This is a genomic window from Streptomyces sp. NEAU-174, from assembly GCF_052665095.1.
Map to the genome: position 1 here is coordinate 281,552 of NZ_JBQTCE010000012.1, position 21,950 is coordinate 303,501.

24 protein-coding genes and 1 tRNA gene are annotated in these 21,950 nt (G+C 70.0%); 11 read left to right on the forward strand and 14 right to left on the reverse strand.

The window, feature by feature from the left end:
* Window positions 1-145: 145 nt before the first annotated feature.
* The 3 genes from ACT2CW_RS32110 to ACT2CW_RS32120 all read left to right on the forward strand — a co-directional run bounded on the left by ACT2CW_RS32110 (window position 146) and on the right by ACT2CW_RS32120 (window position 4,276).
* A complete protein-coding gene (locus tag ACT2CW_RS32110) occupies window positions 146-3,037 on the forward strand; it encodes a glycoside hydrolase family 48 protein (RefSeq protein WP_445519146.1) in 2,892 nt (963 codons plus the stop codon).
* A 162-nt stretch (window positions 3,038-3,199) separates the two neighbouring features.
* On the forward strand, window positions 3,200-3,472 hold the full coding sequence (locus ACT2CW_RS32115; RefSeq protein ID WP_445519147.1) for a hypothetical protein: 273 nt from the start codon (window positions 3,200-3,202) through the stop codon (window positions 3,470-3,472).
* A gap of 54 nt (window positions 3,473-3,526) precedes the next feature.
* Window positions 3,527-4,276, forward strand: a complete 750-nt coding sequence (locus ACT2CW_RS32120) for a Clp protease N-terminal domain-containing protein (RefSeq protein WP_445519148.1) — start codon at window positions 3,527-3,529, stop codon at window positions 4,274-4,276.
* Here the strand turns inward: ACT2CW_RS32120 and ACT2CW_RS32125 are convergent.
* Window positions 4,254-4,715 (reverse strand): STAS domain-containing protein, encoded by a 462-nt coding sequence (locus ACT2CW_RS32125; protein WP_445519149.1) that lies wholly within the window; start codon window positions 4,713-4,715, stop codon window positions 4,254-4,256. The genes ACT2CW_RS32120 and ACT2CW_RS32125 overlap by 23 nt on opposite strands.
* Window positions 4,716-4,823: 108 nt before the next feature.
* Between ACT2CW_RS32125 and ACT2CW_RS32130 the strand changes: the two genes are divergently transcribed.
* Both ACT2CW_RS32130 and ACT2CW_RS32135 read left to right on the forward strand, forming a co-directional pair.
* A complete protein-coding gene (locus ACT2CW_RS32130) occupies window positions 4,824-5,225 on the forward strand; it encodes a helix-turn-helix transcriptional regulator (protein WP_445519150.1) in 402 nt (133 codons plus the stop codon).
* Between the two features lie 36 nt (window positions 5,226-5,261).
* On the forward strand, window positions 5,262-5,639 hold the full coding sequence (locus ACT2CW_RS32135; protein WP_445519151.1) for a MerR family transcriptional regulator: 378 nt from the start codon (window positions 5,262-5,264) through the stop codon (window positions 5,637-5,639).
* A gap of 65 nt (window positions 5,640-5,704) precedes the next feature.
* On the opposite strand, the gene ACT2CW_RS32140 is transcribed toward ACT2CW_RS32135, so the two are convergent.
* On the reverse strand, window positions 5,705-5,905 hold the full coding sequence (locus ACT2CW_RS32140; protein WP_037953114.1) for an SCO3870 family protein: 201 nt from the start codon (window positions 5,903-5,905) through the stop codon (window positions 5,705-5,707).
* A gap of 1,165 nt (window positions 5,906-7,070) precedes the next feature.
* Here ACT2CW_RS32140 and ACT2CW_RS32145 point away from each other — a divergent pair.
* The 4 genes from ACT2CW_RS32145 (at window position 7,071) to ACT2CW_RS32160 (ending at window position 8,511) form a co-directional block, all read left to right on the forward strand.
* Entirely contained in the window at window positions 7,071-7,403 is a 333-nt protein-coding gene (locus ACT2CW_RS32145; protein ID WP_445519152.1) for a hypothetical protein, read from the forward strand.
* Between the two features lie 4 nt (window positions 7,404-7,407).
* A complete protein-coding gene (locus ACT2CW_RS32150; protein WP_445519153.1) occupies window positions 7,408-7,689 on the forward strand; it encodes a hypothetical protein in 282 nt (93 codons plus the stop codon).
* A gap of 56 nt (window positions 7,690-7,745) precedes the next feature.
* On the forward strand, window positions 7,746-7,889 hold the full coding sequence (locus tag ACT2CW_RS32155; RefSeq protein ID WP_445519154.1) for a hypothetical protein: 144 nt from the start codon (window positions 7,746-7,748) through the stop codon (window positions 7,887-7,889).
* 409 nt (window positions 7,890-8,298) lie between these two features.
* Window positions 8,299-8,511, forward strand: a complete 213-nt coding sequence (locus ACT2CW_RS32160) for a hypothetical protein (protein WP_445519155.1) — start codon at window positions 8,299-8,301, stop codon at window positions 8,509-8,511.
* Between the two features lie 82 nt (window positions 8,512-8,593).
* Here ACT2CW_RS32160 and ACT2CW_RS32165 read toward each other — a convergent pair whose 3' ends face one another.
* The 8 genes from ACT2CW_RS32165 to ACT2CW_RS32200 all read right to left on the reverse strand — a co-directional run bounded on the left by ACT2CW_RS32165 (window position 8,594) and on the right by ACT2CW_RS32200 (window position 14,052).
* Entirely contained in the window at window positions 8,594-9,049 is a 456-nt protein-coding gene (locus tag ACT2CW_RS32165; protein WP_445519156.1) for a hypothetical protein, read from the reverse strand.
* 83 nt (window positions 9,050-9,132) lie between these two features.
* Window positions 9,133-9,489, reverse strand: coding sequence for a hypothetical protein (locus tag ACT2CW_RS32170; RefSeq protein WP_445519157.1), 357 nt, complete (start codon window positions 9,487-9,489; stop codon window positions 9,133-9,135).
* Window positions 9,490-10,089: 600 nt separating this feature from the next.
* Window positions 10,090-10,632, reverse strand: a complete 543-nt coding sequence (locus ACT2CW_RS32175) for a hypothetical protein (protein WP_445519158.1) — start codon at window positions 10,630-10,632, stop codon at window positions 10,090-10,092.
* 99 nt (window positions 10,633-10,731) lie between these two features.
* Complete coding sequence (locus ACT2CW_RS32180; RefSeq protein ID WP_445519159.1) at window positions 10,732-10,905, reverse strand: hypothetical protein; 174 nt, start codon at window positions 10,903-10,905, stop codon at window positions 10,732-10,734.
* A gap of 125 nt (window positions 10,906-11,030) precedes the next feature.
* Window positions 11,031-11,103, reverse strand: a tRNA-His gene (locus ACT2CW_RS32185).
* 108 nt (window positions 11,104-11,211) lie between these two features.
* Entirely contained in the window at window positions 11,212-11,820 is a 609-nt protein-coding gene (orn, locus tag ACT2CW_RS32190; protein WP_164434981.1) for an oligoribonuclease, read from the reverse strand.
* Window positions 11,821-11,825: 5 nt separating this feature from the next.
* Window positions 11,826-13,157 (reverse strand): helix-turn-helix domain-containing protein, encoded by a 1,332-nt coding sequence (locus tag ACT2CW_RS32195; RefSeq protein WP_037953112.1) that lies wholly within the window; start codon window positions 13,155-13,157, stop codon window positions 11,826-11,828.
* A 520-nt stretch (window positions 13,158-13,677) separates the two neighbouring features.
* Entirely contained in the window at window positions 13,678-14,052 is a 375-nt protein-coding gene (locus ACT2CW_RS32200; protein WP_311767011.1) for a hypothetical protein, read from the reverse strand.
* Between the two features lie 499 nt (window positions 14,053-14,551).
* Here ACT2CW_RS32200 and ACT2CW_RS32205 point away from each other — a divergent pair, with 499 nt between their 5' ends.
* Window positions 14,552-15,073 (forward strand): universal stress protein, encoded by a 522-nt coding sequence (locus ACT2CW_RS32205; protein ID WP_020871124.1) that lies wholly within the window; start codon window positions 14,552-14,554, stop codon window positions 15,071-15,073.
* Between the two features lie 574 nt (window positions 15,074-15,647).
* Here ACT2CW_RS32205 and glmS read toward each other — a convergent pair.
* The 3 genes from glmS to ACT2CW_RS32220 form a co-directional block, all read right to left on the reverse strand.
* On the reverse strand, window positions 15,648-17,480 hold the full coding sequence (gene glmS, locus ACT2CW_RS32210) for a glutamine--fructose-6-phosphate transaminase (isomerizing) (RefSeq protein WP_445519160.1): 1,833 nt from the start codon (window positions 17,478-17,480) through the stop codon (window positions 15,648-15,650).
* A gap of 120 nt (window positions 17,481-17,600) precedes the next feature.
* A complete protein-coding gene (locus ACT2CW_RS32215; RefSeq protein WP_037953108.1) occupies window positions 17,601-17,876 on the reverse strand; it encodes a hypothetical protein in 276 nt (91 codons plus the stop codon).
* 110 nt (window positions 17,877-17,986) lie between these two features.
* Entirely contained in the window at window positions 17,987-18,913 is a 927-nt protein-coding gene (locus ACT2CW_RS32220; RefSeq protein ID WP_445519161.1) for a DUF4429 domain-containing protein, read from the reverse strand.
* Window positions 18,914-19,016: 103 nt separating this feature from the next.
* Between ACT2CW_RS32220 and ACT2CW_RS32225 the strand changes: the two genes are divergently transcribed.
* Window positions 19,017-20,681, forward strand: a complete 1,665-nt coding sequence (locus ACT2CW_RS32225; RefSeq protein WP_445519162.1) for a beta-N-acetylhexosaminidase — start codon at window positions 19,017-19,019, stop codon at window positions 20,679-20,681.
* Between the two features lie 99 nt (window positions 20,682-20,780).
* Here ACT2CW_RS32225 and ACT2CW_RS32230 read toward each other — a convergent pair whose 3' ends face one another.
* Complete coding sequence (locus ACT2CW_RS32230) at window positions 20,781-21,947, reverse strand: acyl-CoA dehydrogenase family protein (protein WP_171072702.1); 1,167 nt, start codon at window positions 21,945-21,947, stop codon at window positions 20,781-20,783.
* Between the last annotated feature and the right edge of the window lie 3 nt (window positions 21,948-21,950).

Below are 21,950 nucleotides of genomic sequence, written 5' to 3' on the forward strand. Positions count from 1 at the left end.
GAACCTTGGGAGCGCTCCCACTGGTTCGCACACATGGTTCGCACATCCCCCACCACCCGCACGAACCGCGAGGAGGTCCCCCCAGATGCGCGTACAGCGTGGCTCGCCCTTATCCGGTCCACGACGATCAGGGGCACGACGACGAATGAGACGACTGGTGACCGCCCTCGCCGCCGCCCTCTCGCTCCCCGTGGCCATGACCGCGGCGGGCGGCGCCGCCCCTGCGCACGCCGCGGCGGTCCAGTGCGGGGTCGACTACAAGACCAATGACTGGGGCTCCGGCTTCACCGCCGATCTCACCATCACCAACCCCGGCACCGACGCCATCGACGGCTGGACCCTCACGTACGACTACGCGGGCAACCAGAAGCTCGGCAACGGCTGGAACGGCAGCTGGTCGCAGTCCGGCAAGACCGTCACCGTCACCAACGCCGGGCACAACGCGAAGATCGCGGCCGGGGGCAATGTCACCACCGGCGCCCAGTTCACCTACAGCGGCACCAACGCCGCCCCCACCTCCTTCGCCGTCAACGGCGTGGCCTGCCGGGGCGCCCATCAGCCGCCCATTACGGTGCTGAGCAGCCCGTCCCCCGGCGCCGTCTTCACCTCCGGCGACACCGTCCCGATGACGGCCACGGCCGCGGCGGCCGACGGGGCGACGATCAGCAAGGTGGAGTTCTACAGTGACACCAAGCTTCTCGGCACCGACACCACCTCCCCGTACGCCTTCGACTACCGGGACGTCCCGGCCGGCGACTACTCGCTCTACGCCAAGGCGTACGACAGCCAGGGCGCAGCCGCCGAGTCCACCCCCGTCGGCATCCATGTGGCGGCCGGGCCCGCGCTGGTGGCCAGCCCCGGGCAGCTCGGGGTGCAGCAGGGCAAGACCGGGACCTTCGGCGTCAAGCTGTCCACCAAGCCGTCCGGAGACGTCACCGTCTCCGTCGCCCGCACCTCGGGCAACACCGGCCTGACGATCTCCTCGGGCGCCACCCTCACCTTCACCCCCGCCAACTGGGACACCGCCCAGCAGGTGACCGTCGCCGCCGCGAACTCCGGCACCGGCGCCGCGACCTTCACCGCGACCGCCGCCGGCCACACCAAGGCCGAGGTCACCGTCACCCAGCTGGCCGCCGCGAAGGACTACGACGCCCGCTTCCTGGACCTCTACAACAAGATCACCGCACCCTCGGCGGGCTACTTCTCGCCCGAGGGCGTTCCGTACCACTCGGTGGAGACCCTGATCGTCGAGGCCCCCGACCACGGCCATGAGACGACCTCCGAGGCGTACAGCTATCTGATCTGGCTCCAGGCGATGTACGGCAAGGTCACCGGCGACTGGTCCAAGTTCAACTCCGCGTGGGACACCATGGAGAAGTACATGATCCCCACCCACGCCGACCAGCCCACCAACAGCTTCTACAACGCCTCCAAGCCGGCCACCTACGCCCCCGAGTGGGACCAGCCCTCCCAGTACCCCTCGCAGCTCAACGGCAATGTCCCGGTCGGCAACGACCCCATCGCCGCCGAGCTGAAGAGCGCGTACGGCACCGATGACATCTACGGCATGCACTGGATCCAGGACGTCGACAACGTCTACGGCTACGGCAACGCACCCGGCAAGTGCGAGGCGGGGCCGTCCGACACCGGCCCGTCCTACGTCAATACCTTCCAGCGCGGCCCGCAGGAGTCCGTCTGGGAGACCGTGACCCAGCCGACCTGTGACGGCTTCAAGTACGGCGGCAAGAACGGCTACCTGGACCTGTTCACCGGCGACGCCTCGTACGCCAAGCAGTGGAAGTTCACCAACGCCCCCGACGCCGACGCCCGGGTCGTCCAGGCCGCCTACTGGGCCTCGGAGTGGGCCAAGGCGCAGGGCAAGGGCGGCCAGATCTCCGGGAACATCGCCAAGGCCGCCAAGATGGGCGACTATCTGCGCTACGCGATGTACGACAAGTACTTCAAGAAGATCGGCAACTGTGTCGGGGAGACCGGCTGCCCGGCCGGAAGCGGCAAGAACAGCTCCCACTACCTGTTGTCCTGGTACTACGCCTGGGGCGGCGCCACCGACACCTCCGCGGGCTGGTCGTGGCGCATCGGCTCCAGCCACGCCCACGGCGGCTACCAGAACCCCATGGCGGCCTGGGCCCTGAGCTCGTACGCCGACCTCAAGCCCAAGTCCGCGACGGGCGCGAGCGACTGGTCCACCAGCCTCAAGCGCCAGCTGGAGTTCTACCGCTGGCTCCAGTCCAGCGAGGGCGCCATCGCGGGCGGTGCCACCAACAGCTGGCAGGGCCGCTACGCCACGCCGCCGTCGGGCACGTCCACCTTCTACGGCATGTACTACGACGAGAAGCCGGTCTACCACGACCCGCCGTCCAACCAGTGGTTCGGCTTCCAGGCGTGGTCCATGGAGCGCGTCGCGGAGTACTACAACCGCACCGGTGACGCCTCCGCGAAGACGGTCCTGGACAAGTGGGTGAAGTGGGCGCTGTCCAAGACCACCGTCAACGCCAACGGCACGTACCAGATCCCGTCCACCCTCCAGTGGTCCGGCCAGCCCGACACCTGGAACGCCTCCAGCCCCGGCGCCAACGCGAACCTGCACGTCACCGTCGCCGACTACACCAACGACGTCGGCGTGGCGGCCGCGTACGCCAAGACCCTGTCCTACTACGCCGCCAAGTCCGGCGACACCAAGGCCAGGGACACCGCGAAGGCGCTGCTGGACGGCATGTGGAACAACTACCAGGACGCCCTCGGCATCGCGGTCCCCGAGACCCGCGCCGACTACAACCGCTTCGACGACCCGGTGTACGTGCCCAGCGGCTGGACCGGGACCATGCCGAACGGTGACAAGATCGATTCCAGCTCCACGTTCATGTCGATCCGCTCCTTCTACAAGAACGACCCGGCCTGGTCGAAGGTCGAGGCGTATCTGAAGGGCGGCGCGGTGCCCAGCTTTACGTACCACCGGTTCTGGGCCCAGGCGGATATCGCGCTGGCGATGGGGTCGTACGCGGACCTCTTCGAATAGCCGGTTTCAGCGTCTGAGAGGCGGGGCTCCCGGAGCGGGGGCCCCGCCGCACGTGCGGGGGAGGGCGGCCTCCGGGGACGGGGCGGCCTCCGGGGATGGCGGCCTCACGCCTCCGGCGCCTCCGAGGTGCGACGGGAGGGCGCCGGGCGCAGCCTGGGACATATGACCGAATCCCAGGCGCCGCGCATCCACCGGCCTCCGATCGTGGTGCTCGGCGTCCAGCAGAACGACCCCCCGTTCCGTCTGGTCGAGATCGGCGGTGAGCTGGTGGGCAAGGCGCACTCGGTGCTGGACGTCATCGAGATCGCGCGGGAGGTCGGCCTGGACGACGTCGATCTGGACGATCCGGATGTGGTCCGGTGGGTGGGCGGCGACAAGTTCACCTGGACGTCGTTCTGGCCCCCGAACCGGCCGCACCGCGAGCACCGGGGATAGATGTGCTGTCAACCCGCCGTTGACACCTAGGGGGCGTCAACCTATGGTTGACACATGACGAAACCAGTCGGACTCACCCATCCCGTGCGCCTCGACGACCTGATCGAGGCCATCAAGAAGGTCCACCCCGACGCCCTCGACCAGCTCACCGACGCGGTGATCGCCGCCGAGCACCTCGGCGACGTGGCCGACCACCTCATCGGCCACTTCGTGGACCAGGCCCGCCGCTCCGGCGCCTCCTGGACCGACATCGGCAAGAGCATGGGGGTGACGCGGCAGGCGGCCCAGAAGCGCTTCGTCCCCAAGGCGTCCGGTGAGCCGTCGGACCTCGACCCGAGCCAGGGCTTCGGCCGCTACACGCCGCGCGCCCGGAGCGTCGTGGTCGCCTCCCAGAACGAGGCCCGCGCCGCCGCCAACGCCGAGATCCGCCCGGAGCACCTCATCCTGGGCCTGCTGGCCGAGCCCGAGGGTCTGGCCGCCAAGGCGATCGTCGCCCAGGATGTCCCCCTGGACGCCGTCCGCCAGGCCGCCACCGCCGCCCTCCCGGCCGCATCCGACTCCATGCCCGCGCTGGTCCCCTTCGACGCCGACGCGCGCAAGGTCCTCGAACTCACCTTCCGCGAGGCCCTGCGGCTGGGCCACAACTACGTCGGCACCGAGCACATCCTCCTCGCCCTCCTCGAACACGAGGACGGCGCGGGCCTGTTGACCGGCCTCGGCATCGACAAGGCCGCCACGGTGGACATCATCACCAAGACGCTGACCCGGATCGCCGAGGCCATCAAGGACGAGATGGAGGCGTGACCGCGCGGCCCTCGAGGGCCGAGGGCCGGAACAGCCGTGCGGTGCCGGTCAGGTCGAGGACCCGCCTGGCCGTGCGGCTCGGGGAGCGGACGATGACCGTCTTGCCGTGGGCGAGCGCCTCCCGGCGGAGCCTCAGCAGCGTGTTGAGCGCCGCGCAGTCCCAGAACCGCACCGCGCTCAGGTCCACGTCAACGCCCTCGGCGGAATCGCGGAGGGCGTTGCGCAGGGCGGCGGACATGACGGGGGCGGTCTCGTAGTCCACCTCTCCGTTGACCACGACAACCTTCCGGGGTCCCTCCGGGTAGCTGTCGGTGAGGAGGATGGACGAGGGGCTCCGCGGCGTCGAGCTGTCCGGTATCCCCGGTGCCGCCATGCCGATCACGGGCCTGTACGGCGAGCGATGTCCAGGCTCGGGCACGGAGATGTCTCGTGCGTGCACCTGTCTGTCTCCCCTCGAGGTCGCCTCGCTGGCGTCACACGGCCTGCTATATACGAAGTCGGATTCATGTTTCCAGATGCGCTATTGTTTCGGCAATATCATGAGGCCATGGGAGGAGTGCCTGAATCGCACACCGGATGGACGTTCTTGACCAACCACGCTCGCGTGCTGGCCGCGATCGCCGATGATCCGAACGTACGGATCCGCGACATCGCCGCGCATTGCAGGCTGACCGAGCGTGCCGTCCAGAAGATCATCGGTGACCTGGAGCAGGACGGATATCTGTCCCACACCCGTGAGGGGCGGACGAACACGTACCGCATCGAGCCGGGGAAGGTCCTGCGCCACCCCGCCGAGGCCGGACTCCCTGTGGCCTCGCTCCTCTCCCTGCTCGTCGAGGACGAGGACCGGCGCAAACACGTCGACGGCCCCCTCGGCGACGGGGGGCCGGCAGCGGACGAGGCTCCCGCCCAACCGACCTCCGCCTCCCGCGCGCCTCGACTACGCTGAAGCGCATCCCTGACGTCAGAGCCAGGAGGAGTCACGGTGCGCATCGGCGAACTCGCCGCCAAGACCGGCGTCAGCGTACGAGCGCTGCGCTACTACGAGGAGCAGGGCCTGCTCGCCTCGGAACGCAGCCCCAGCGGCCAGCGCCACTACGCGGACACCGCGGTCGACCGCGTGCTGTGGATCCAGTGCCTCTACGCCGCGGGCCTGTCGAGCAAGACCCTCCGCGAATTCCTCCCCTGCACGTACACCGGCGTCGTCACCCCCGCCATCATCGACCGCCTGACCACCGAACGCGACCGCATCAACGCCCAGATGGCCGACCTGGCCATCACCCGCGACCGCCTCGACGCCGTCATCGCGTCGGCCAGTGGCACGGTCGCGGACGACGTGTGCTGCGTCGCGCAGAGCGCCTGACCAGGCAACCACGCCCAGCGGTATCGCCGTTGGGCCAGGGCCTTCGGGCAGCTGACCCCCGTGACTCAGTTCGCGTGCGGCCGGCCGTCTCGGACCCACGTCACCATGACCAGGGCCGCGGTGACGTACATCAAGACGCTGAAGGTGGCCACGGATTCGACGTACTGCTCGTAGCCGTCCGCGCGCAGCTGGAGCGCAAGGGAACCGAGCGCGGTCCCAAGCGCCGCGGTAGCGGCGGACATGGCGACGAACGGGGCCTTGGTCATGAGTGCTTCCTCCAAGCCGCGAGATGACTGAACAGTGCCGAGAGTACATGGATGGCGATGTCACCCTCGGAATCGGCTGTGGACGGTCGGCCAAGCGCCAAATCCCGCGCCGCGGCTGGGCGTTGCACGAGGCACTGTATTGACGCCTGGCGCGGCAAAAGCCCCCGGACCGGAGCGGATCCAGGGAGTGACGCACGGGCGGGGCTCGGCGCGGTCCTCACGCGGGGAAGCCCAGGGGCAGGCACCGGCACCACACAGGCACCGGCACCTGAGTGTCCAGGATCGACCGACTGCGGTCATTCAGGATGCATAGGGCTGTATGGGCGATCCGGGCCGACCCCCGCTCGCCGGGTTGGGCGCAGGGGCGGAGCGCATCCTCATGCCGAAGGGCCTGATCCGCGGTGCTGCCGTCCTCGGGACAAACGGGCGAGATGCGATGCCACTCGGTGACGCTGGATGACGGTGCGAGCGGGTGTGTGGGGCGTTGTGTTCCCGTGGGAACAGGCCGTCCGGCGTTGATCCACGATCCCAAGAGGTGAGTGGAAAAAGGCCCAACCGCAACAGGTGAGCCCCCGACTGGTGGCCGGGGGCTCGGAGCCCTCCCCTGCGCCTGGGGAGCGATGAGGGGGAGGGCCGATCGGGTGACCCGCGTGGGCGGGTGTACGCGCGCCAGGGGTGTCGCACCTGCGCGCCTACCGCTCGGTAGAGGCTGCCGCACATCTGCGGCAGACAAGATGATCACGACCCGTCGAGCGTTGACGGGTGCCGACCGATCCTCTCCCCACCTGGGTGCCACGCGGCGCAGGCGGCCTCCAACTCGGCAGCGCGGTCCCACGAACCCCCGATGACTCCGCCCGACCACTTGGGCTCACCAAAGTTGTGGAAGTGGCCGGCGCCGATCTCGCTCAACTGCTGTGCAATACGGGAAGCGTCGGGTCGGGCTTGTCGTGCAACGCCCGCACCGTGCCGAGTTGATGGGCGGTCTAGTGGGCGATGAAATGCCCGGGGCGGCCGCTTTGCGACTCCATACCGCCATGATGCGACGTTGTGCAGATCGGGCATTGCAGGGCTTCGAGTGCCCTCCACAGGGGTGGTTTGGCTTATACGTCTTTCGTATGCGGCCGATCGGGTGAGTGTCAGTTTCTCTTCTCTCGTGGAGGCATCCATGAAGTCCCGTGTAGTGCTCGCTTTCAGTGCGGCGGCGGTGGCGTTGACGACAGTGCTGGCTGCCCCAGCGGCCCTGGCCGCCACGGCTGACCCGGCGGGTAAAGGTCGGGCCGCTGTCCCGACTGCTCAGGCTGCACTGCCGGAGTACCGGTGTCAGGGGATCGATGACAGGCAGGCGCCGAGCCAGGTCATTGGCGTCGGCTGCACGCCCAACAACTGGCCTGAGGGGCACTTCGTCATGCAGGGACGCGAGCGCACCTACGTGTGCTATTCCGGGTACTACGCCTACGACGGAAACCTGGTGGGGAACAACTGCATCAGGCTCTACTAGTGAGATGGTCCGGGGCGGTCTGGTGCTGGCAGGCGCGGCCGCCCCGGGAGTCCGTGGGCTACCGCTTCGTCAGTTCGTCCGCGCAGCAGGTGCCGAGGCGGCCGTCGCCGTCCTCCTGGATCTGGACCAGGTCGACCGGTGCGCCACCGACGACGGTGGTTTTGGTGTCGACGACGGCGCCGGTCTCTCCGCCCTGGTGGCCGGTGGGCTGGACGGGGTTGGTGACGGTGACGTCGGGTGCGCTGTGGCGGCGGCGAAGATCAGCGCTGCGAGGGCTGCGGTGTAGAGCCAGGGCACTGGCCAGCGCATCATTCGCGCCTTCGCGAGATCAGGCAGAAGCGCGTGAACGCTCTGAAGGACCAGGGCAAAACCTGGCAGGAGATCGGGGTCATCCTCGGCGGGGTCTCTGCCGCACGCGCTCAGCAGATCGGTGCCGGGCTGCGCGGCACCAAGCGCCCCCCGAAGAAGACCGAGGCGGCCGAGTAGCCGCATGGCAGAGAAGCCCCACCCGATCCGATCTCGGGTGGGGCTCCGTCGTACGCGCGCCCGTGCGGGCGCGGAGATTTGAACCCGCGTCTCTACCGGGCATGACCCCGGCTGCTCTGAGCTGGCTGAGCTACCCAACGGGCACGCACTCCGCCCAGTACGGCCGTGACCCCGATACCCGTACGGCGGTTGGTCAGCGCATGGACGAAGTGCACCTATGGGCGCTGATCGAAACACCCCGGCGAGCGGCGGCCGCTGCTCACGATCGGCGAGGCGCGGGCCGTGGTGCAGCTGCTGCGCCGCGAGGGCTCGCCCGTCGCCGACGAGCTGGCTGCCAGCTCGCCCGCCGCCTGCCCGCCGAGGAGTAGCCCCGCATGCGCCCGGCCCCGCCCCGGCGGACGCTGGACGCATGGCCCGCCGCCCGCCGCGCATCGTCGTCCAGCCGCCCTCACCGGGCGGCGGCCGGCGGGTGCGCGTGGACGGGGTGATCCTCGGCGTCGCGTACGGGGTAACCGACTTCTTGGAGTTCCTCCGTAGGGCCGGCCTGGAGGACGTGGAGTCCCTGGATCTGGAGACGTCGCCGCTGATCGAGTGGCGGGGCGGCGGCCCCACCGTCTGGTGATCTGTAGAACGCAAAAAGCAGCCCCGCTCGGTGGGGTACCGAGCGGGCCGCTTTTACATGCCTTGGCGATCAAAGACCGAGGTTAGACGTACCTCTGGTCAGAGCACCAGTCCCAACCGATTGTGTCCTCACAGACCTGGATGGCGGTCACTGCGCCGAGTACATATGCCTGGTCGCCGCACCCGGAGGCGGAGCCGTTGCCGTCTCCAAACTCGTCGTAACCGTCCCTTAGCCAGACCTTGACGTAGACGCCGTTACCGTCCCTCTCCCTGTCACATACTTGGACGTAATCTTCGAATCCACCATCGTTGGTCCACGAGGCGTAGTCGTCCCCTTGGAAAACTTCGGCGGTGGCCGCCTGCGCGGGTGACGCCAAGCCGCCAAGGGCCAACGCCGAGCCGATGCCAACGGCCGCGATGGCATTACGGATACGCATCTGTTCCCCCTGTGGTACTCGCTTTTCGGTGGTGGAACGACCGTGCACGACCGGGCTTGCCGAAACCTGCAACGAACCTTGAATCAGCTGATGGCGGGCCATGCGTACCCGATCGCTACCACGATCGGACCAGCTTTGGACACGGCTCGGCGGCGGCCCCGACGTGTGGTGACTCCGGCCCTCGGTCAGCCGGTGCCGCTGGGATTGTCGATCTGGTCCTGGAGCTTCTTCTGCTTGGCCTCGTTGACCTGCCGGGTGGCCTCCCGGATGGCGTCGGCGTACTCGGCGTCGGACAGCGGTTCACACACCTTGGGCAGGGTGGCGCCGACTGTGCCGGACGGGTCGTCGGCGGCCTTGTCGAAGAGGGCGTCCGCGCAGCGGCTGGTGGCCTCGGCCTTGTTGAGCTTCGCGGGGGCCTTGGTGGGCGCGACCGTGGGCGTCGGCTTACCGGGCTCGTCCTTGCTGTCGTCGCCGCTGGAGCAGCCGGTGAGTAGGAGAGCGGCGGTGATGACGGCTGCGGCGGCGGTGATGCGGACGTGCATGATTCCCCCAAGGACGTAGGGGTGCATCATGAAGGATGCAGCGGGCGGCGTGGGGATGTTGTGACTGAACGGTGACAGGGCAGACGTGCAGGTGAGCCGGCTCCGTACACCGCTCCGGAGCGGGCCGCAGACTGCCGTCGGGCTGCGGTGGGCTCCGGCTCGTGCCAGGTGCGTCCGCAGCGCCCGCACCACACCATCGGCCGCGCCCCGCCCCCGGCCTCGATGACCAGCTCGCCTCGGCAGTCTGGGCAAGGGTGGGCGAGCGCGACCTTGTGGTCGGTCATGTCCAGCGCGGTCTCGACGCGGCGCGCGGCTCGGCCGGCCACGGTCGCGGTGCGCAGCAGCTGCTCGTCGGTGAGCCGCTCGAACGGGCCCGGCCGGTGCTCGACGCGGGCGAGGAGCCAGGCCGCGGCGTGCCGGCCGGTGCGGGTGCCGACGTATCGCCAGCGGCGCGGGTCGGCGGCGTCCTCGTGGGCGAGCTGGTCGCGGCGGGCGCGGTCGGCGGGCGGCCATCCGCGGGGGCGTGGCTCATGGGTGAGCGCTGGACGGCGGCGGCGATGTGGTCGGCCAGCTCGATGAGGTCGGCCTCGACTGCGGTCGTCACGTCCAACAGCTGGAGCCGGGTCGGGGCGCGGGTCTCGCCGATCTGGTCCGGGCTGCGCTCGAGGTCGAGGAGCGCCCGGGCCTGCCATACGGAGGCTTCGACCTCCTCGCCTCGGGAAGCTGGCCGGCCGTCAGGCGCCGCGCGAGATCGGCCTGCGCAGGGGCCAGGGCGACGAGCCGCCGGGCCTTACGGGTCTTGGGCGGCCCGAGGTAGTACGCGCCGCCCTCGGCGCCCTTCTTGGCCTTCTTCCACGCCCGCTGGACGCTCGCCGTCGGGACGGTGGCGGCCAGGTTGATGTCCTTCACGCGGAGCGCGGTGGCCTCGCCCCAGCGCATGCCCGTGCCGACGAGCCAGTCGGCGAGGTCGCGCGCGTCCGAGTCGGTGATCTCGGCGGCGACGCGCTGGTATTCGTCGTGCTCGAGGAAGCACATTTCCTCGTCCACGTGGTCATCGACCTGGGGGAGACTGGTGCCTTTGCAGGGGTTGTCGGTGCGCAGCTGCGGCTTGGCCTCCATGGCGGCCTGGAAGACGCAGAACATCAGGCCGTGCCTGTTCGCGATCGACTTCGGGTCAGCCTTCCGCCGGAGCCACCTGCCGGCACCGTCGGGGTCCGGTTCGCCTTTCTCCTCGAGGCGCACTCAGTCGGTGATGTCGTCGGACTCCACGTTGCAGATGGTCGCCGGGACGACGCGCCCGGTCGGCTCGGCGTGCTGCAAGAGGGATAGGTGGATCCGGATCTCGCGGTGGTAGTCCTCGCGGGTGCGGTCGTCGATGCCGGTGAGTCGATCAACGTACCGCTCGGCGTACTTCACACACGATGCTCGCCATGTCCTGAATGTAGGACTGGTCAGGGGTGTTGTGTTCCCGTCGTGTTCCCACAATCTCGGGAACGACGAAGGGCCGACCTGTTTTCGCAGGTCGGCCCTTGATCATTAAGGGTGAGTAACGGGACTCGAACCCGCGACATCCTGGACCACAACCAGGTGCTCTACCAGCTGAGCTATACCCACCATGACCGGCGCTTTCCGCACCGGCCGAGAAAAAGTGTACAGGGTCCGGAGGGGTGCTCGCTCCCGGCTTTCGGGGAGTCGGGAGCGAGCACCGGGATGGCGGTGGGGTCAGGCGGGCCGGGCGGGCAGGACGTGCTTGGTCGCGATGGCCTTCGCCGTGTCCGAGTCCGGGCCGGGAGCGGGTACGAAGATCGCTTCCCGGTAGTAGCGCAGCTCGGCGATGGACTCGTGGATGTCCGCGAGCGCGCGGTGGTTGCCGTTCTTCTTGGGGCTGTTGAAGTAGGCCCGCGGGTACCAGCGGCGGGCCAGCTCCTTGATCGAGGAGACGTCGACGATCCGGTAGTGGAGGTAGCTCTCGAGCGTCGGCATGTCCCGGAGGAGGAAGCCGCGGTCGGTGCCGACCGAGTTTCCGCACAGCGGGGCCTTGCCGGCCTCGGGGACGTGCTCGCGGATGTAGGCCAGGACCTGGTCCTGGGCGTCCTCGAGCGTGGTCCCGCCCTCGAGCTCGGCGAGCAGGCCGGAGGTGGTGTGCATCTCGCGCACCACCTCGGGCATGGTGACCAGCGCTTCCGCGGGGGGCCGGACAACGATGTCCACTCCGTCGCCCTGGATGTTCAGCTCGGAGTCCGTGACCAGCGCGGCCACCTCGATAAGCGCGTCGTTCGCCAGCGAGAGCCCGGTCATCTCGCAGTCGATCCACACCATGCGATCGTTCATACGTCTCACCCTACGGGGCGTTCCCGCTGGCCGGGCAGGGACGGACGGCCCGGGGCCCGGCCGGCTGCCTGTTCGGGCAGGCGTGGGGCGTAGGCGTCCGACTCCGGTTTGCCAGGTTCCGGATGCGGAGCGTGATGGTGGTGCGGAGGGTGCCCCGAGTGGCCGGTGGAGGCGCCGGGCGGGCCCGGCCGCCGCAGCGGCAGGGAGTGGTCGCCGGCCCGGGGTTCGATCACCTCGGCGCGGTCGGGCCGGTCGGCCCGCTCCAGCCGCTCCAGCCGCTCCAGGCGGTCGGGGCGGTCCGGGCGCTCCGCGGGCCCGCCCTGGGGCCTGCGGGCGCGGTACGCGGCCCGGTAGGCGGCCGGGGAGGACCCCAGCTGCCGCCGGAAGTGCCCGCGCAGCGCGACCGGCGAGCGGAAGCCACAGCGCCCCGCGACCTCGTCGACCGAGTAGTCGGAGGTCTCCAGGAGCCGCTGCGCCTGTAGCACCCGCTGGGTGATCAGCCACTGGAGTGGAGCGCTCCCAGTGAGCGAGCGGAACCTGCGGTCGAAGGTCCTGCGGCTCATATAGGCGCGGGCCGCCAGGGCCTCGACGTCGAACTGCTCGTGCAGATGCTCGAGCGCCCACGCCACCACCTCGGCGAGCGGATCCGCCCCGATTTCCTCTGGTAACGACCTGTCCAGATAGCGCTCCTGCCCTCCGCTGCGGCGTGGCGGGACGACCAGGCGCCTGGCGAGTGCGCCGGCGGCGTCCGCGCCGTGGTCGGTGCGCACGATGTGCAGGCACAGGTCGATCCCGGCGGCGGTGCCCGCCGAGGTCAGTACGTCGCCGTCGTCCACGAAGAGCTCGCGGGGGTCCACATGGACCGACGGATAGCGCTTGGCGAGCGTCGGCGCGTACATCCAGTGGGTGGTCGCCGGGCGGCCGTCCAGCAGCCCGGCGGCGGCCAGTACGAAGGCCCCGGTGCACAGGCCCACGATCCGCGCGCCCTCCTCGTGCGCGCGGCGCAGCGCGTCGAGCGCGGCGGCCGGTGGCGGCTGGGTTATCGACCGCCAGGCCGGTACGACGACGGTGCCGGCCCGGGAGAGTGCCTCCAGGCCGTATGGTGCGGTCAGTTCCAGTCCGCCAGTCGTTCGCAGTGGCACATCTTCGCCCGCGCACACCAGAAGTCGGTACCGAGGAACTCCGGCGTCCTGCCGGTCGATACCGAAGACGGAGAGCGGGATGGAGCTTTCGAAGATGGGGCCGCCGCTGAACAGCAGCACCGCGACGATTTCTCGTCGCCGGCGTCCGGAGAGCTTGCGCGAGGTCTCCGGTACGGTCGTGGAGTCCTGGCTCATGGCACTAAGCCCCCCTCGGTGGTCGCGTCCTCTCGGTCCTGCACGTTTCCCCTCGGTCCTGAACGGTTCCCCCGCCGGTCATGGCCAAGATCGAATCTACTGTGTCGCGTGTGGTCGCCGTGACCAGTTCACCACCCGCCACTATGTCGACATGACAACTTGGCGCGAAGCATTCGATCACGAAGCGTTGCACTCGTAGCCCTCGCTGTGAAGTACGCCTTGTGCGGACACCCACTTCCCGTAGGGGGTACGTGCGCCCCGGACCCCTTTCCACGCTGGCCGGACGGGGGTTGAGCACGGCGTTTGCCAAGGAAAGAAGTGTGGCCGGAAGTTGGCTGAAAACAAGCGGGCGCAGACGTACGGATGCGTCATACGACCGGCGTACGTCCCCCTCGTACTTCTTCAGGGGGCGAGCGGCCGTCTTCCGGGCTTGAGCGGTGCTATAGCGACGCTCCATCGGCGCTGAGTGCGCGGAGCACTACGCACCGCTTCCCCGGCTCCGATCCTTTCCGGTCGGCCCTCAGACGCGGCGGCCGCCACGGTGCGCGCCGATCCCCGTACGGCCGTGGCGGCCCCGGTGCGGGGAGACGCCGTCCGCGTCCAGCCGGGCCGCGATGCGCTCGGAGTGGCGCAGCAGGGCGCGGCTGGCGGCCGTCACGGCGGCGAGGCCCGCGGCGGCCCCCAGGGCTGCGCCGAAGGGCGATCCGCACAGGAGCAGGACGACGGGGACCACGGCGCAGCTGAAGGCCGCCCAGCGGATCACCTCGCTCACCGCGTCGCTAGCGGGGGTCTGGACCTGGGCTCGAGGGGGGCTCGGAAGGTGGGGCCGTCCGGGTGTCCCGGCCCCGCCGCCGGGGGTGGAGCCGGGGGCGTCGTACTCGGGGGCGACGGGCACGGGCGGGGCTCCTCTCGAGCGGCCGGCGAGGTGCCGGCGCGGGGCTCGGCGCGGGGGTGGCGAGGGTGCGGCGGGCGGGGGATCCGGGCAGGTGAGCCGGGCGGGCCGGGACCGCCGCACCCGGTGCCGCTACTACAACGCCCGGCCCGCGCCCAGGTCACTGCCGGGCGGCCGCACGGCGTACCGCGGCGGCCCCGCCGGGCCGGTCCGCCGCCCGGGGCCCGGGCCGACGGGGGACCACTTGGGGCATTGCGTTACGGGCCGCCCTCCGGCATGCTCCGGGGAACGCTTCGGGCGCTCCGCTCCCGTGGCGACCTCTGGGCAGGTGGTGAATGCCGCCGTACCCTTGGGGGTAAGGGCTTGGAAAGATGAATCCCGGACGGATTTCGACTCCTCGAGACCGCCCCCCGAGCTCCAGCGGAGCTCACGTCCCCCGACAGCCCTCTACCTGAGCCCCCGCCGATCCCTCCGCACGAGGACATCCTTCGCCGAGACACCGATGGCCGGTCACGAAATCCCCGAACCCGCGGACCGCAAGCGGGTCGCCGATCACATGGCGCACCCCGAAGCGGCGGAAGAAACACGTCATTCCTGCGATCCAGCGTTCCAGCACGGCGTCGTGGTGGGATTCGACGGCTCCATGTCGAGCGAACGCGCCCTCGCCTATGCGATCGGCATGGCCCGGCGCTCCGGCTCCGGGCTGATCATCGTCCATGTGGCCAACCGGCTGCCGACGACGGTCTGGGCGGGCTGTGAGCCGCCGGTCTTCGTCGACGTCCCCGATCACCGCACCGAGGTGCTGGGGCTCGAGCTGGCCTGCGCCGATCATCTCTCCGAGGTGCCCTGGATCCTCGTCGAACGGGGCGGGGACATCTGCCATGAGCTGGAGGAGGTCGGCCGGGAGTACGCGGCCGACGCCATCGTGGTGGGCTCCACGCACGGCTTGGTAGGGCGGATCTTCGGCTCGGTCGCGGGGCGGCTCGCACGGCGGGCGCAGCGGCCCGTCGTCGTCATCCCCTGAGCGTCCGTCCGTCGTCATGCGCTGAGCGCCCGCCCGGCGTCATCCCCTGAGCGCCCGTCCGTCGTCATCCTCTGGGCATCTCCCGAGCGCCCTCGGCCCCGTTCTCGCGGGCCGTCGTGCCCGCCGTCGTGCCCGTCCTCGTGGGCCCTCCTGGCCGCTTCCCGGGCCCGTTCGGCCCTTCTTGGCTCTGCCGGGTTCCTGGGACTCTGGACGCACCGTGCCCGGTGTGCCTCCTCGTCAAGTGACGTTGTTCAGTCTGAAACCTTTTGTGTCGGCGCGACGTGGCGCGGGCGCCTGGAACCGGACACCCTCAACTCCCCTTGACCGCAGGTGAGATGGCGTCAGTCCATCTTGACAACGGACAAACCTACCCGTGCGTAGAGGTGGATTGTGCGTTTGTGAGGGGTACAAACCGTTCAATCGTGCTGTCGCGCGGGAAGTGACGGTTCCCGCGCGACGGCCAGCCGCCGGCGTGTTTAGGGCGACGTCGGCGTAGGGGAGGCGGCCCCCGCGTGCGTGGTGGCACACGCGGGGGACCGCCGAAGGATGTGCCCAGGTCGCGGGCGGTGCGGGCCTACTCGACGGTCACCGACTTGGCGAGGTTGCGGGGCTTGTCGATGTCCCGGCCGAGCGCCAGCGCCGTGTGGTAGGCGAGCAGTTGGAGCGGAATGCCCATCAGGATCGGGTCGAGCTCCACCTCATTGCGGGGGACCAGGATCGTGTGGTCCGCCTTCTCCTGCTCCCGGTGGGCCACGGCCAGGATCCGGCCGCTGCGGGCCTTGATCTCCTCCAGCGTCGCCCGGTTCTTCTCCAGCAGGTCGTCGTCGGGCAGGACCGCCACGGTGGGCACCTCGGGCTCGATCAGCGCGAGCGGCCCGTGCTTCAGCTCGGAGGCCGGGTACGCCTCGGCGTGGACGTAGGAGACCTCCTTCAGCTTCAGGGACGCCTCGCGCGCGACCGGGTAGCCGCGGACCCGTCCGACGAACATCATGCTCTTTGCGTTCGCATATTCCGCGGCCAGCTTTTTGATCTCCTCCTCGCCGCGCAGCACCTCCGCGATCTGCTCGGGCAGCTTGCGCAGCCCGGCGATGATCCGCTTGCCGTCGGCGACCGAGAGATCGCGGATCCGGCCCAGGTGCAGGGCGAGCAGCGCGAAGGCGACGGCGGTGTTGGTGAAGCACTTGGTGGAGACGACACACACCTCAGGACCGGCGTGGACGTACACCCCGCCGTCCGTCTCCCGGGCGATCGCGCTGCCCACGACGTTGACGACGCCCAGCACCCGCGCGCCCTTGCGCTTGAGCTCCTGGACGGCCGCCAGGGTGTCGTAGGTCTCGCCGGACTGGCTGACCGCGATGTAGAGGGTGTCCGGGTCCACCACCGGGTTGCGGTAGCGGAACTCGCTCGCGGGCTCCGCGTCCGCCGGGATCCGGGCCAGCTCCTCGATCAGCTGGGCGCCGATCAGACCCGTGTGGTACGCCGAACCACAGCCGAGGATCTTGACCCGGCGCACCCCGCGCGCCTCGCGGGCGTCCAGGTTGAGCCCGCCCAGGTGGACGGTGGAGAAGCGGTCGTCGATCCGGCCGCGCAGCACCCGGTCCACGGCGTCGACCTGCTCGTGGATCTCCTTGTGCATATATGTGTCGTGGCCGCCCATGTCGTACGACTCGGCCTCCCACTCCACGGTGGTGGGGGAGGTGGAGGTGCGGCTGCCCTCGGTGGTGTAGGTGCGGTAGTCGTCGGCCTTGAGGGTGGCCATCTCGCCGTCGTCCAGGGTGACCACCTGGCGGGTGTGGCGGACCAGCGCGGCGACGTCCGAGGCGACGAACATCTCCTTCTCGCCGATCCCCAGCACCACCGGCGAGCCGTTGCGGGCGACGACGATGCGGTCGGTGAAGTCCGCGTGCAGCACGGCGATGCCGTAGGTGCCCTCGACCATCGCCAGCGCGTGGCGGACCTTCTCCTCCAGGGTGGGCGCCTGGGAGCGGCCGATGAGGTGGGCGAGCGCCTCGGAGTCGGTGTCGGAGGCCAGCTCCACGCCGTCGGCGGCCAGCTTGGCGCGCAGATCGGCGGCGTTGTCGATGATGCCGTTGTGGACGACGGCGACCTTGCCGTCCGCGTCCTGATGCGGATGGGCGTTGACGTCGTTGGGCGCGCCGTGGGTGGCCCAGCGGGTGTGGGCGATGCCGGTGGTGCCCGCGAACCGCTTGGGCAGCTTGGCCTCGAGGTCCCGGACCCGGCCCTTGGCCTTGGCGGTCTTCAGCCCGGCGCTCTGGGCGCCCTTGGCGGGCTTGCCCTGGATCGCGATGCCCGCAGAGTCATAGCCGCGGTACTCCAGCCGCTGCAACCCCTCCAGCAGCAGCGGTGCCACATCGCGTTTCCCGATGTATCCGACGATTCCGCACATGGTGTTCAGGCCCTCCCATTGGATCGCTCGTGCATGCTCGTGCTCGTGTCCGGCGGTGGCGGCCGCCGTCGTGACCGGCGTTGTGGACCGGCGTCGTGGACCGGCGCGGCGCCGGCGTCGTCAGCCGTAGACGATGCGGCGCAGCTGGCGCAGCGAGAGTTCGGGCGGGGCCACCGCGCGGTACGGCAGCTCGGCCGTGATCCGCTCGAAGATGTCCGCGTTGGTCAGCCCGCCGGACTGGAGCTCGCGGTGGCGGCGCCGGACGAACTCCTCCGTCGTCTCGTCGAAGTACGCCAGGACGTCCAGCACCACCCGGCCCGCCTCGCCGCGGCTGAGCGGCGTACTGCGGACCAGGTGGTCGATGAGGTCATCGTGGGACATGCGGCGGTCGAGCATCCGTAGATACTGCGATGCGGCGCGGTGTTTCGCAACATTCCTGCCCGATATCGGGCAGGGTTGGGTCTCGGTGACGGAAATCCTGTCCTCGGTGGCGGGGAAGCCGTCCCTCAGGCGTCGGAGAAGCGGCGGAGCACGGCCTGTTTGGCGATGGTGAACTCCTCCTCCGTGAGGATCCCGCTCTGGTGAAGATCGCCGAGTTCGCGCAGCCGTCGCAGCAGAACGTCGTGATCCACCTCACCCTCGTCACCCCTGGCGGGCTGGGCGTCCGCGGGCACCGGCTCGGGGGCGGGTGGCTGGGTGGCGGGCGACTGGGCGGGGAGCGCCTTCGCCGGGGCGCCCGGATGCGGCATCCGCGCCATGACGGCCGCCGCGACCAGCGCCATCAGCGGATCCTTCTTGAATCCGTACAGCACCACGGCATGCGGGTCGTACTTGGGCGCGGCCGTCGCCGTGGCCTTCGCCGTGATGAAGCGGAGGTAGCCGTTCTCCAGCCCGGCGGCCGGGACCCACTCCACCATCTCCAGGTCCGGCAGGAGGATCGTGCGGGGGCCGCCGGACTTCTTCGACTCCTCGGTCTTCCAGTTCCAGTCCAGCCGGACCCGCTCCCCGTCGAAGGACGCCGTGGCGTCGCCCGCCGACGCCGAGATCGGCACCGAGGGGCCGGGCAGTACATAGCGGTCGCAGGGGCCCGCCGGCACCTGCTCCAGGATCAGCGCCTGGCGGACCTCGTCGACCAGATACTCGGCGAGGTCCCTGCGGTCCGGCTCCACCGGGAGCTGATACGGATCGGCGGCGTCCGGCAGCTTGCCGCCGGTGGCCTGCGACAGCGGGTCCGCCCCCTCGCGCAGCCGCAGCCGCAGCCGGCCCGACTTCCGCCCCGGCTCGTAGGCCACCCCGGCCAAGGCCACCAGGGGGACGGTCAGTTCGCCGAGCGCCTGCCGTACGACATGCACATTGCGGTCCCGCCCCGGGACGATCCGGATCGCTTCCCCGTCAAAGCTCCAGGCGCCATCGCGCTGGGTGATTTCCGCCATGCGGTGAATTCTGACAGGCAGACAGCGACACATTGGTCTACACCTTGACCGCAACTGACCCTCGCGGTACCCAAGATGCCACGTTTCGTTGAAGGGATCCCCTGTGAGACGACGCCGTGCTCGACTTCTGTGTTCCCTGCTGCTGACCGTGGTGGCCGGGGCGGGGACCGCGGCCTCCTCCGCCTCCGCTTCTCCAGCTTCCCCCTGGTCCGCTCGCTCGTCCTCCGCTTCCGCTCAGGGCGCCGCCGCGGCCGCCCCGACCCCGCTGGACCGGGTCGTGCCCGCGCCCGCGTCCGTACGGCCCGCGGCGGGCTCGTACGCGATCCGCCCGGACACCCGCGTCCGGGTGTCCGGCTCCGACGGCTCGGCGCGTTCGGCGCGTTCGGCGCGCCGGGTGGGCGACTATCTGGCGAAGGTGCTGCGCCCCTCCACGGGCTTTGCGCTGCCCGTCACCACGCGATCGGGTGACGATGGCATCCGGCTGCGGCTGACGCCCAAGGCGGCCGGGGTGCGGACGCTGGGCGAGGAGGGGTATCGGCTCCAGGTCACCGGCCGCGCGATCACCCTCACCGCACGCGGCTCCGCCGGGCTGTTCCACGGCGTCCAGACGCTGCGGCAGCTGCTGCCCGCGTCCGTCGAGCGCACCACCCGGCAGCCGGGCCCCTGGCGGGTCTCCGGCGGCACCATCACCGATGTGCCGCGCTACGCCTGGCGGGGCGCGATGCTCGATGTCTCCCGGCACTTCTTCGGGGTGGACCAGGTCAAGCGCTATATCGACCAGCTGGCCCTCTACAAGATCAACAAGCTGCATCTGCATCTCTCGGACGACCAGGGGTGGCGGATCGCGATCGACTCCTGGCCGAACCTGGCCAGGCACGGCGGCTCCACACAGGTCGGGGGCGGGCCCGGCGGCTACTACACCAAGGACGACTACCGCGAGATCGTGGCTTACGCGGCGAGCCGTGAGCTGACCGTCGTCCCCGAGATCGACATGCCGGGCCACACCAACGCGGCGCTCGCCTCCTACGCGGACCTCAACTGCGATGGCGTCGCCCCGCCGCTCTACACCGGCACCGAGGTCGGTTTCAGCTCGCTGTGCGTGCCGAAGGAGGTGACGTACGACTTCGTGGACGACGTCATCCGCGAGCTCGCCGCGCTCACCCCCGGCCCCTACCTCCACATCGGCGGCGACGAGGCCCACTCCACCAGCCATGAGGACTATGTGGCCTTCATGGACCGGGTGCAGCCGGTGGTCGCCAAGTACGGCAAGACGGTGGTCGGCTGGCACCAGCTGACGGGCGCGCACCCCGCCAAGGGTGCGATCGCCCAGTACTGGGGGACGGACGGGAGCGAGAAGGAGGTCGCGGACGCGGCCAAGGCGGGCACCCGGCTGATCCTCTCCCCGGCCAACCGCGCCTATCTGGACATGAAGTACAACGCGGATACTCCGCTGGGCCAGAGCTGGGCCGGATACGTCGAGGCGAAGCAGTCCTACGACTGGGACCCGGGCACCTACATCAAGGACGCCCCGGCGTCCTCGGTGCTCGGTGTCGAGGCGCCGCTGTGGTCGGAGACCCTCCAGACCAGCCCGCAGATCGAGTACATGGCCTTCCCCCGGCTCCCCGGCATCGCCGAGCTCGGCTGGTCGCCCGCGAGTGCGCACGACTGGGACGACTACAGGGTGCGGGTGGCGGCGCAGGGGCCCCGCTGGGACGCGATGCGCATCGCGTACTACCACTCCCCGCAGATCCCCTGGCCCACGAGCTGAGGCCTCCTCCGCTCGGCCGAGGCCCGGGGCTCCCGCCCCGGGCCGCGTTGCCGGGGGCTCCGCCCCTGGCAACGGGAAGGGGCGGGCCCCATTGGGGGCTCAGCTCGCGAAGCCCAGCTCTCGGGCGATCAGGGTGCGCTGGACCTCGCTGGTGCCCTCGCCGATCTCCAGGATCTTGGAGTCCCGCCACATGCGGGCCACCGGATACTCGTTCATAAAGCCATAGCCACCGTGGATCTGGGTGGCCTCGCGGGCGTTGTCCACCGCGACCTCGGAGGAGTAGAGCTTCGCGATCGACGCCTCCTTCTTGAACGGCTCGCCGAGCACCAGCCGGGACGCCGCGTCGCGCCAGGCCACCCGGGCCATATGGGCGCGCATCTCCATGTCGGCCAGCTTGAATTGGATGGCCTGGTTGGCGCCGATGGGGCGGCCGAACGCCTCGCGGGTCCTGGCGTACGCCACCGACTCGTCCACACAGCCCTGGGCGAGCCCCGTGGCCAGGGCGGAGATCGCGATCCGGCCCTCGTCCAGTATCCGCAGGAACTGGGCGTAGCCCCGGCCCTCCGCGCCCAGCAGGTTCGCGGCCGGGACCCGGCAGTCGGCGAAGGACAGCTCGCGGGTGTCCGACGCGTTCCACCCCACCTTGGAGTAGGGGGCGGCCACGCTGAAGCCGGGGGTGCCGGACGGCACGATGATCGAGGAGATCTCGGGGCGGCCGTCCTCCTTGCGGCCGGTGACGGCGGTGACGGTAACCAGCGCGGTGATGTCCGTACCGGAGTTGGTGATGAAGCACTTGGTGCCGTTGATCACCCACTCGCCGGTGGCCTCGTCCAGCCGGGCCGTGGTGCGGGTGGCGCCCGCGTCCGAGCCGCCGCCGGGCTCGGTCAGGCCGAACGCGCCCAGGGTCTCCCCGGAGCAGAGCCCCGGCAGCCAGGTGCGCTTCTGCTCCTCCGTGCCGTAGAGGAAGATCGGCATCGCGCCGAGCGAGACCCCCGCCTCGAGCGTGATCGCCACCGAGGAGTCCACCCGGGCCAGCTCCTCCAGGGCGAGACAGAGCGCGAAGTAGTCCCCGCCCATACCGCCGTACTCCTCCGGGAAGGGCAGGCCGAACAGGCCCATCCGGCCCATCTCGCGGATGATCTCGTACGGGAACTCATGGTGCTCCCAGTACTCCCCGATCTTGGGGGCGACCACATCGTGCGCGAACGCCTCGACGGTGCGGCGCAGTTCCTCGTGTTCGGGGCTGAGTCGGTGGTCGATCGGCATGGC

Coding starts and splice junctions, on each gene's coding strand:
- ACT2CW_RS32110 (WP_445519146.1), top strand. CDS start 146: ATGAGACGACTGGTGACCGCCCTCGCCGCCGCCCTCTCGCTCCCCGTG.
- ACT2CW_RS32115 (WP_445519147.1), top strand. CDS start 3,200: ATGACCGAATCCCAGGCGCCGCGCATCCACCGGCCTCCGATCGTGGTG.
- ACT2CW_RS32120 (WP_445519148.1), top strand. CDS start 3,527: ATGACGAAACCAGTCGGACTCACCCATCCCGTGCGCCTCGACGACCTG.
- ACT2CW_RS32130 (WP_445519150.1), top strand. CDS start 4,824: ATGGGAGGAGTGCCTGAATCGCACACCGGATGGACGTTCTTGACCAAC.
- ACT2CW_RS32140 (WP_037953114.1), bottom strand. CDS start 5,905: ATGACCAAGGCCCCGTTCGTCGCCATGTCCGCCGCTACCGCGGCGCTT.
- ACT2CW_RS32145 (WP_445519152.1), top strand. CDS start 7,071: ATGAAGTCCCGTGTAGTGCTCGCTTTCAGTGCGGCGGCGGTGGCGTTG.
- ACT2CW_RS32150 (WP_445519153.1), top strand. CDS start 7,408: ATGGTCCGGGGCGGTCTGGTGCTGGCAGGCGCGGCCGCCCCGGGAGTC.
- ACT2CW_RS32160 (WP_445519155.1), top strand. CDS start 8,299: ATGGCCCGCCGCCCGCCGCGCATCGTCGTCCAGCCGCCCTCACCGGGC.
- ACT2CW_RS32165 (WP_445519156.1), bottom strand. CDS start 9,049: ATGGCCCGCCATCAGCTGATTCAAGGTTCGTTGCAGGTTTCGGCAAGC.
- ACT2CW_RS32170 (WP_445519157.1), bottom strand. CDS start 9,489: ATGCACGTCCGCATCACCGCCGCCGCAGCCGTCATCACCGCCGCTCTC.
- ACT2CW_RS32175 (WP_445519158.1), bottom strand. CDS start 10,632: ATGTTCTGCGTCTTCCAGGCCGCCATGGAGGCCAAGCCGCAGCTGCGC.
- orn (WP_164434981.1), bottom strand. CDS start 11,820: ATGAACGATCGCATGGTGTGGATCGACTGCGAGATGACCGGGCTCTCG.
- ACT2CW_RS32195 (WP_037953112.1), bottom strand. CDS start 13,157: ATGAGCCAGGACTCCACGACCGTACCGGAGACCTCGCGCAAGCTCTCC.
- ACT2CW_RS32205 (WP_020871124.1), top strand. CDS start 14,552: ATGGCCGGTCACGAAATCCCCGAACCCGCGGACCGCAAGCGGGTCGCC.
- glmS (WP_445519160.1), bottom strand. CDS start 17,480: ATGTGCGGAATCGTCGGATACATCGGGAAACGCGATGTGGCACCGCTG.
- ACT2CW_RS32215 (WP_037953108.1), bottom strand. CDS start 17,876: ATGCTCGACCGCCGCATGTCCCACGATGACCTCATCGACCACCTGGTC.
- ACT2CW_RS32220 (WP_445519161.1), bottom strand. CDS start 18,913: ATGGCGGAAATCACCCAGCGCGATGGCGCCTGGAGCTTTGACGGGGAA.
- ACT2CW_RS32230 (WP_171072702.1), bottom strand. CDS start 21,947: ATGCCGATCGACCACCGACTCAGCCCCGAACACGAGGAACTGCGCCGC.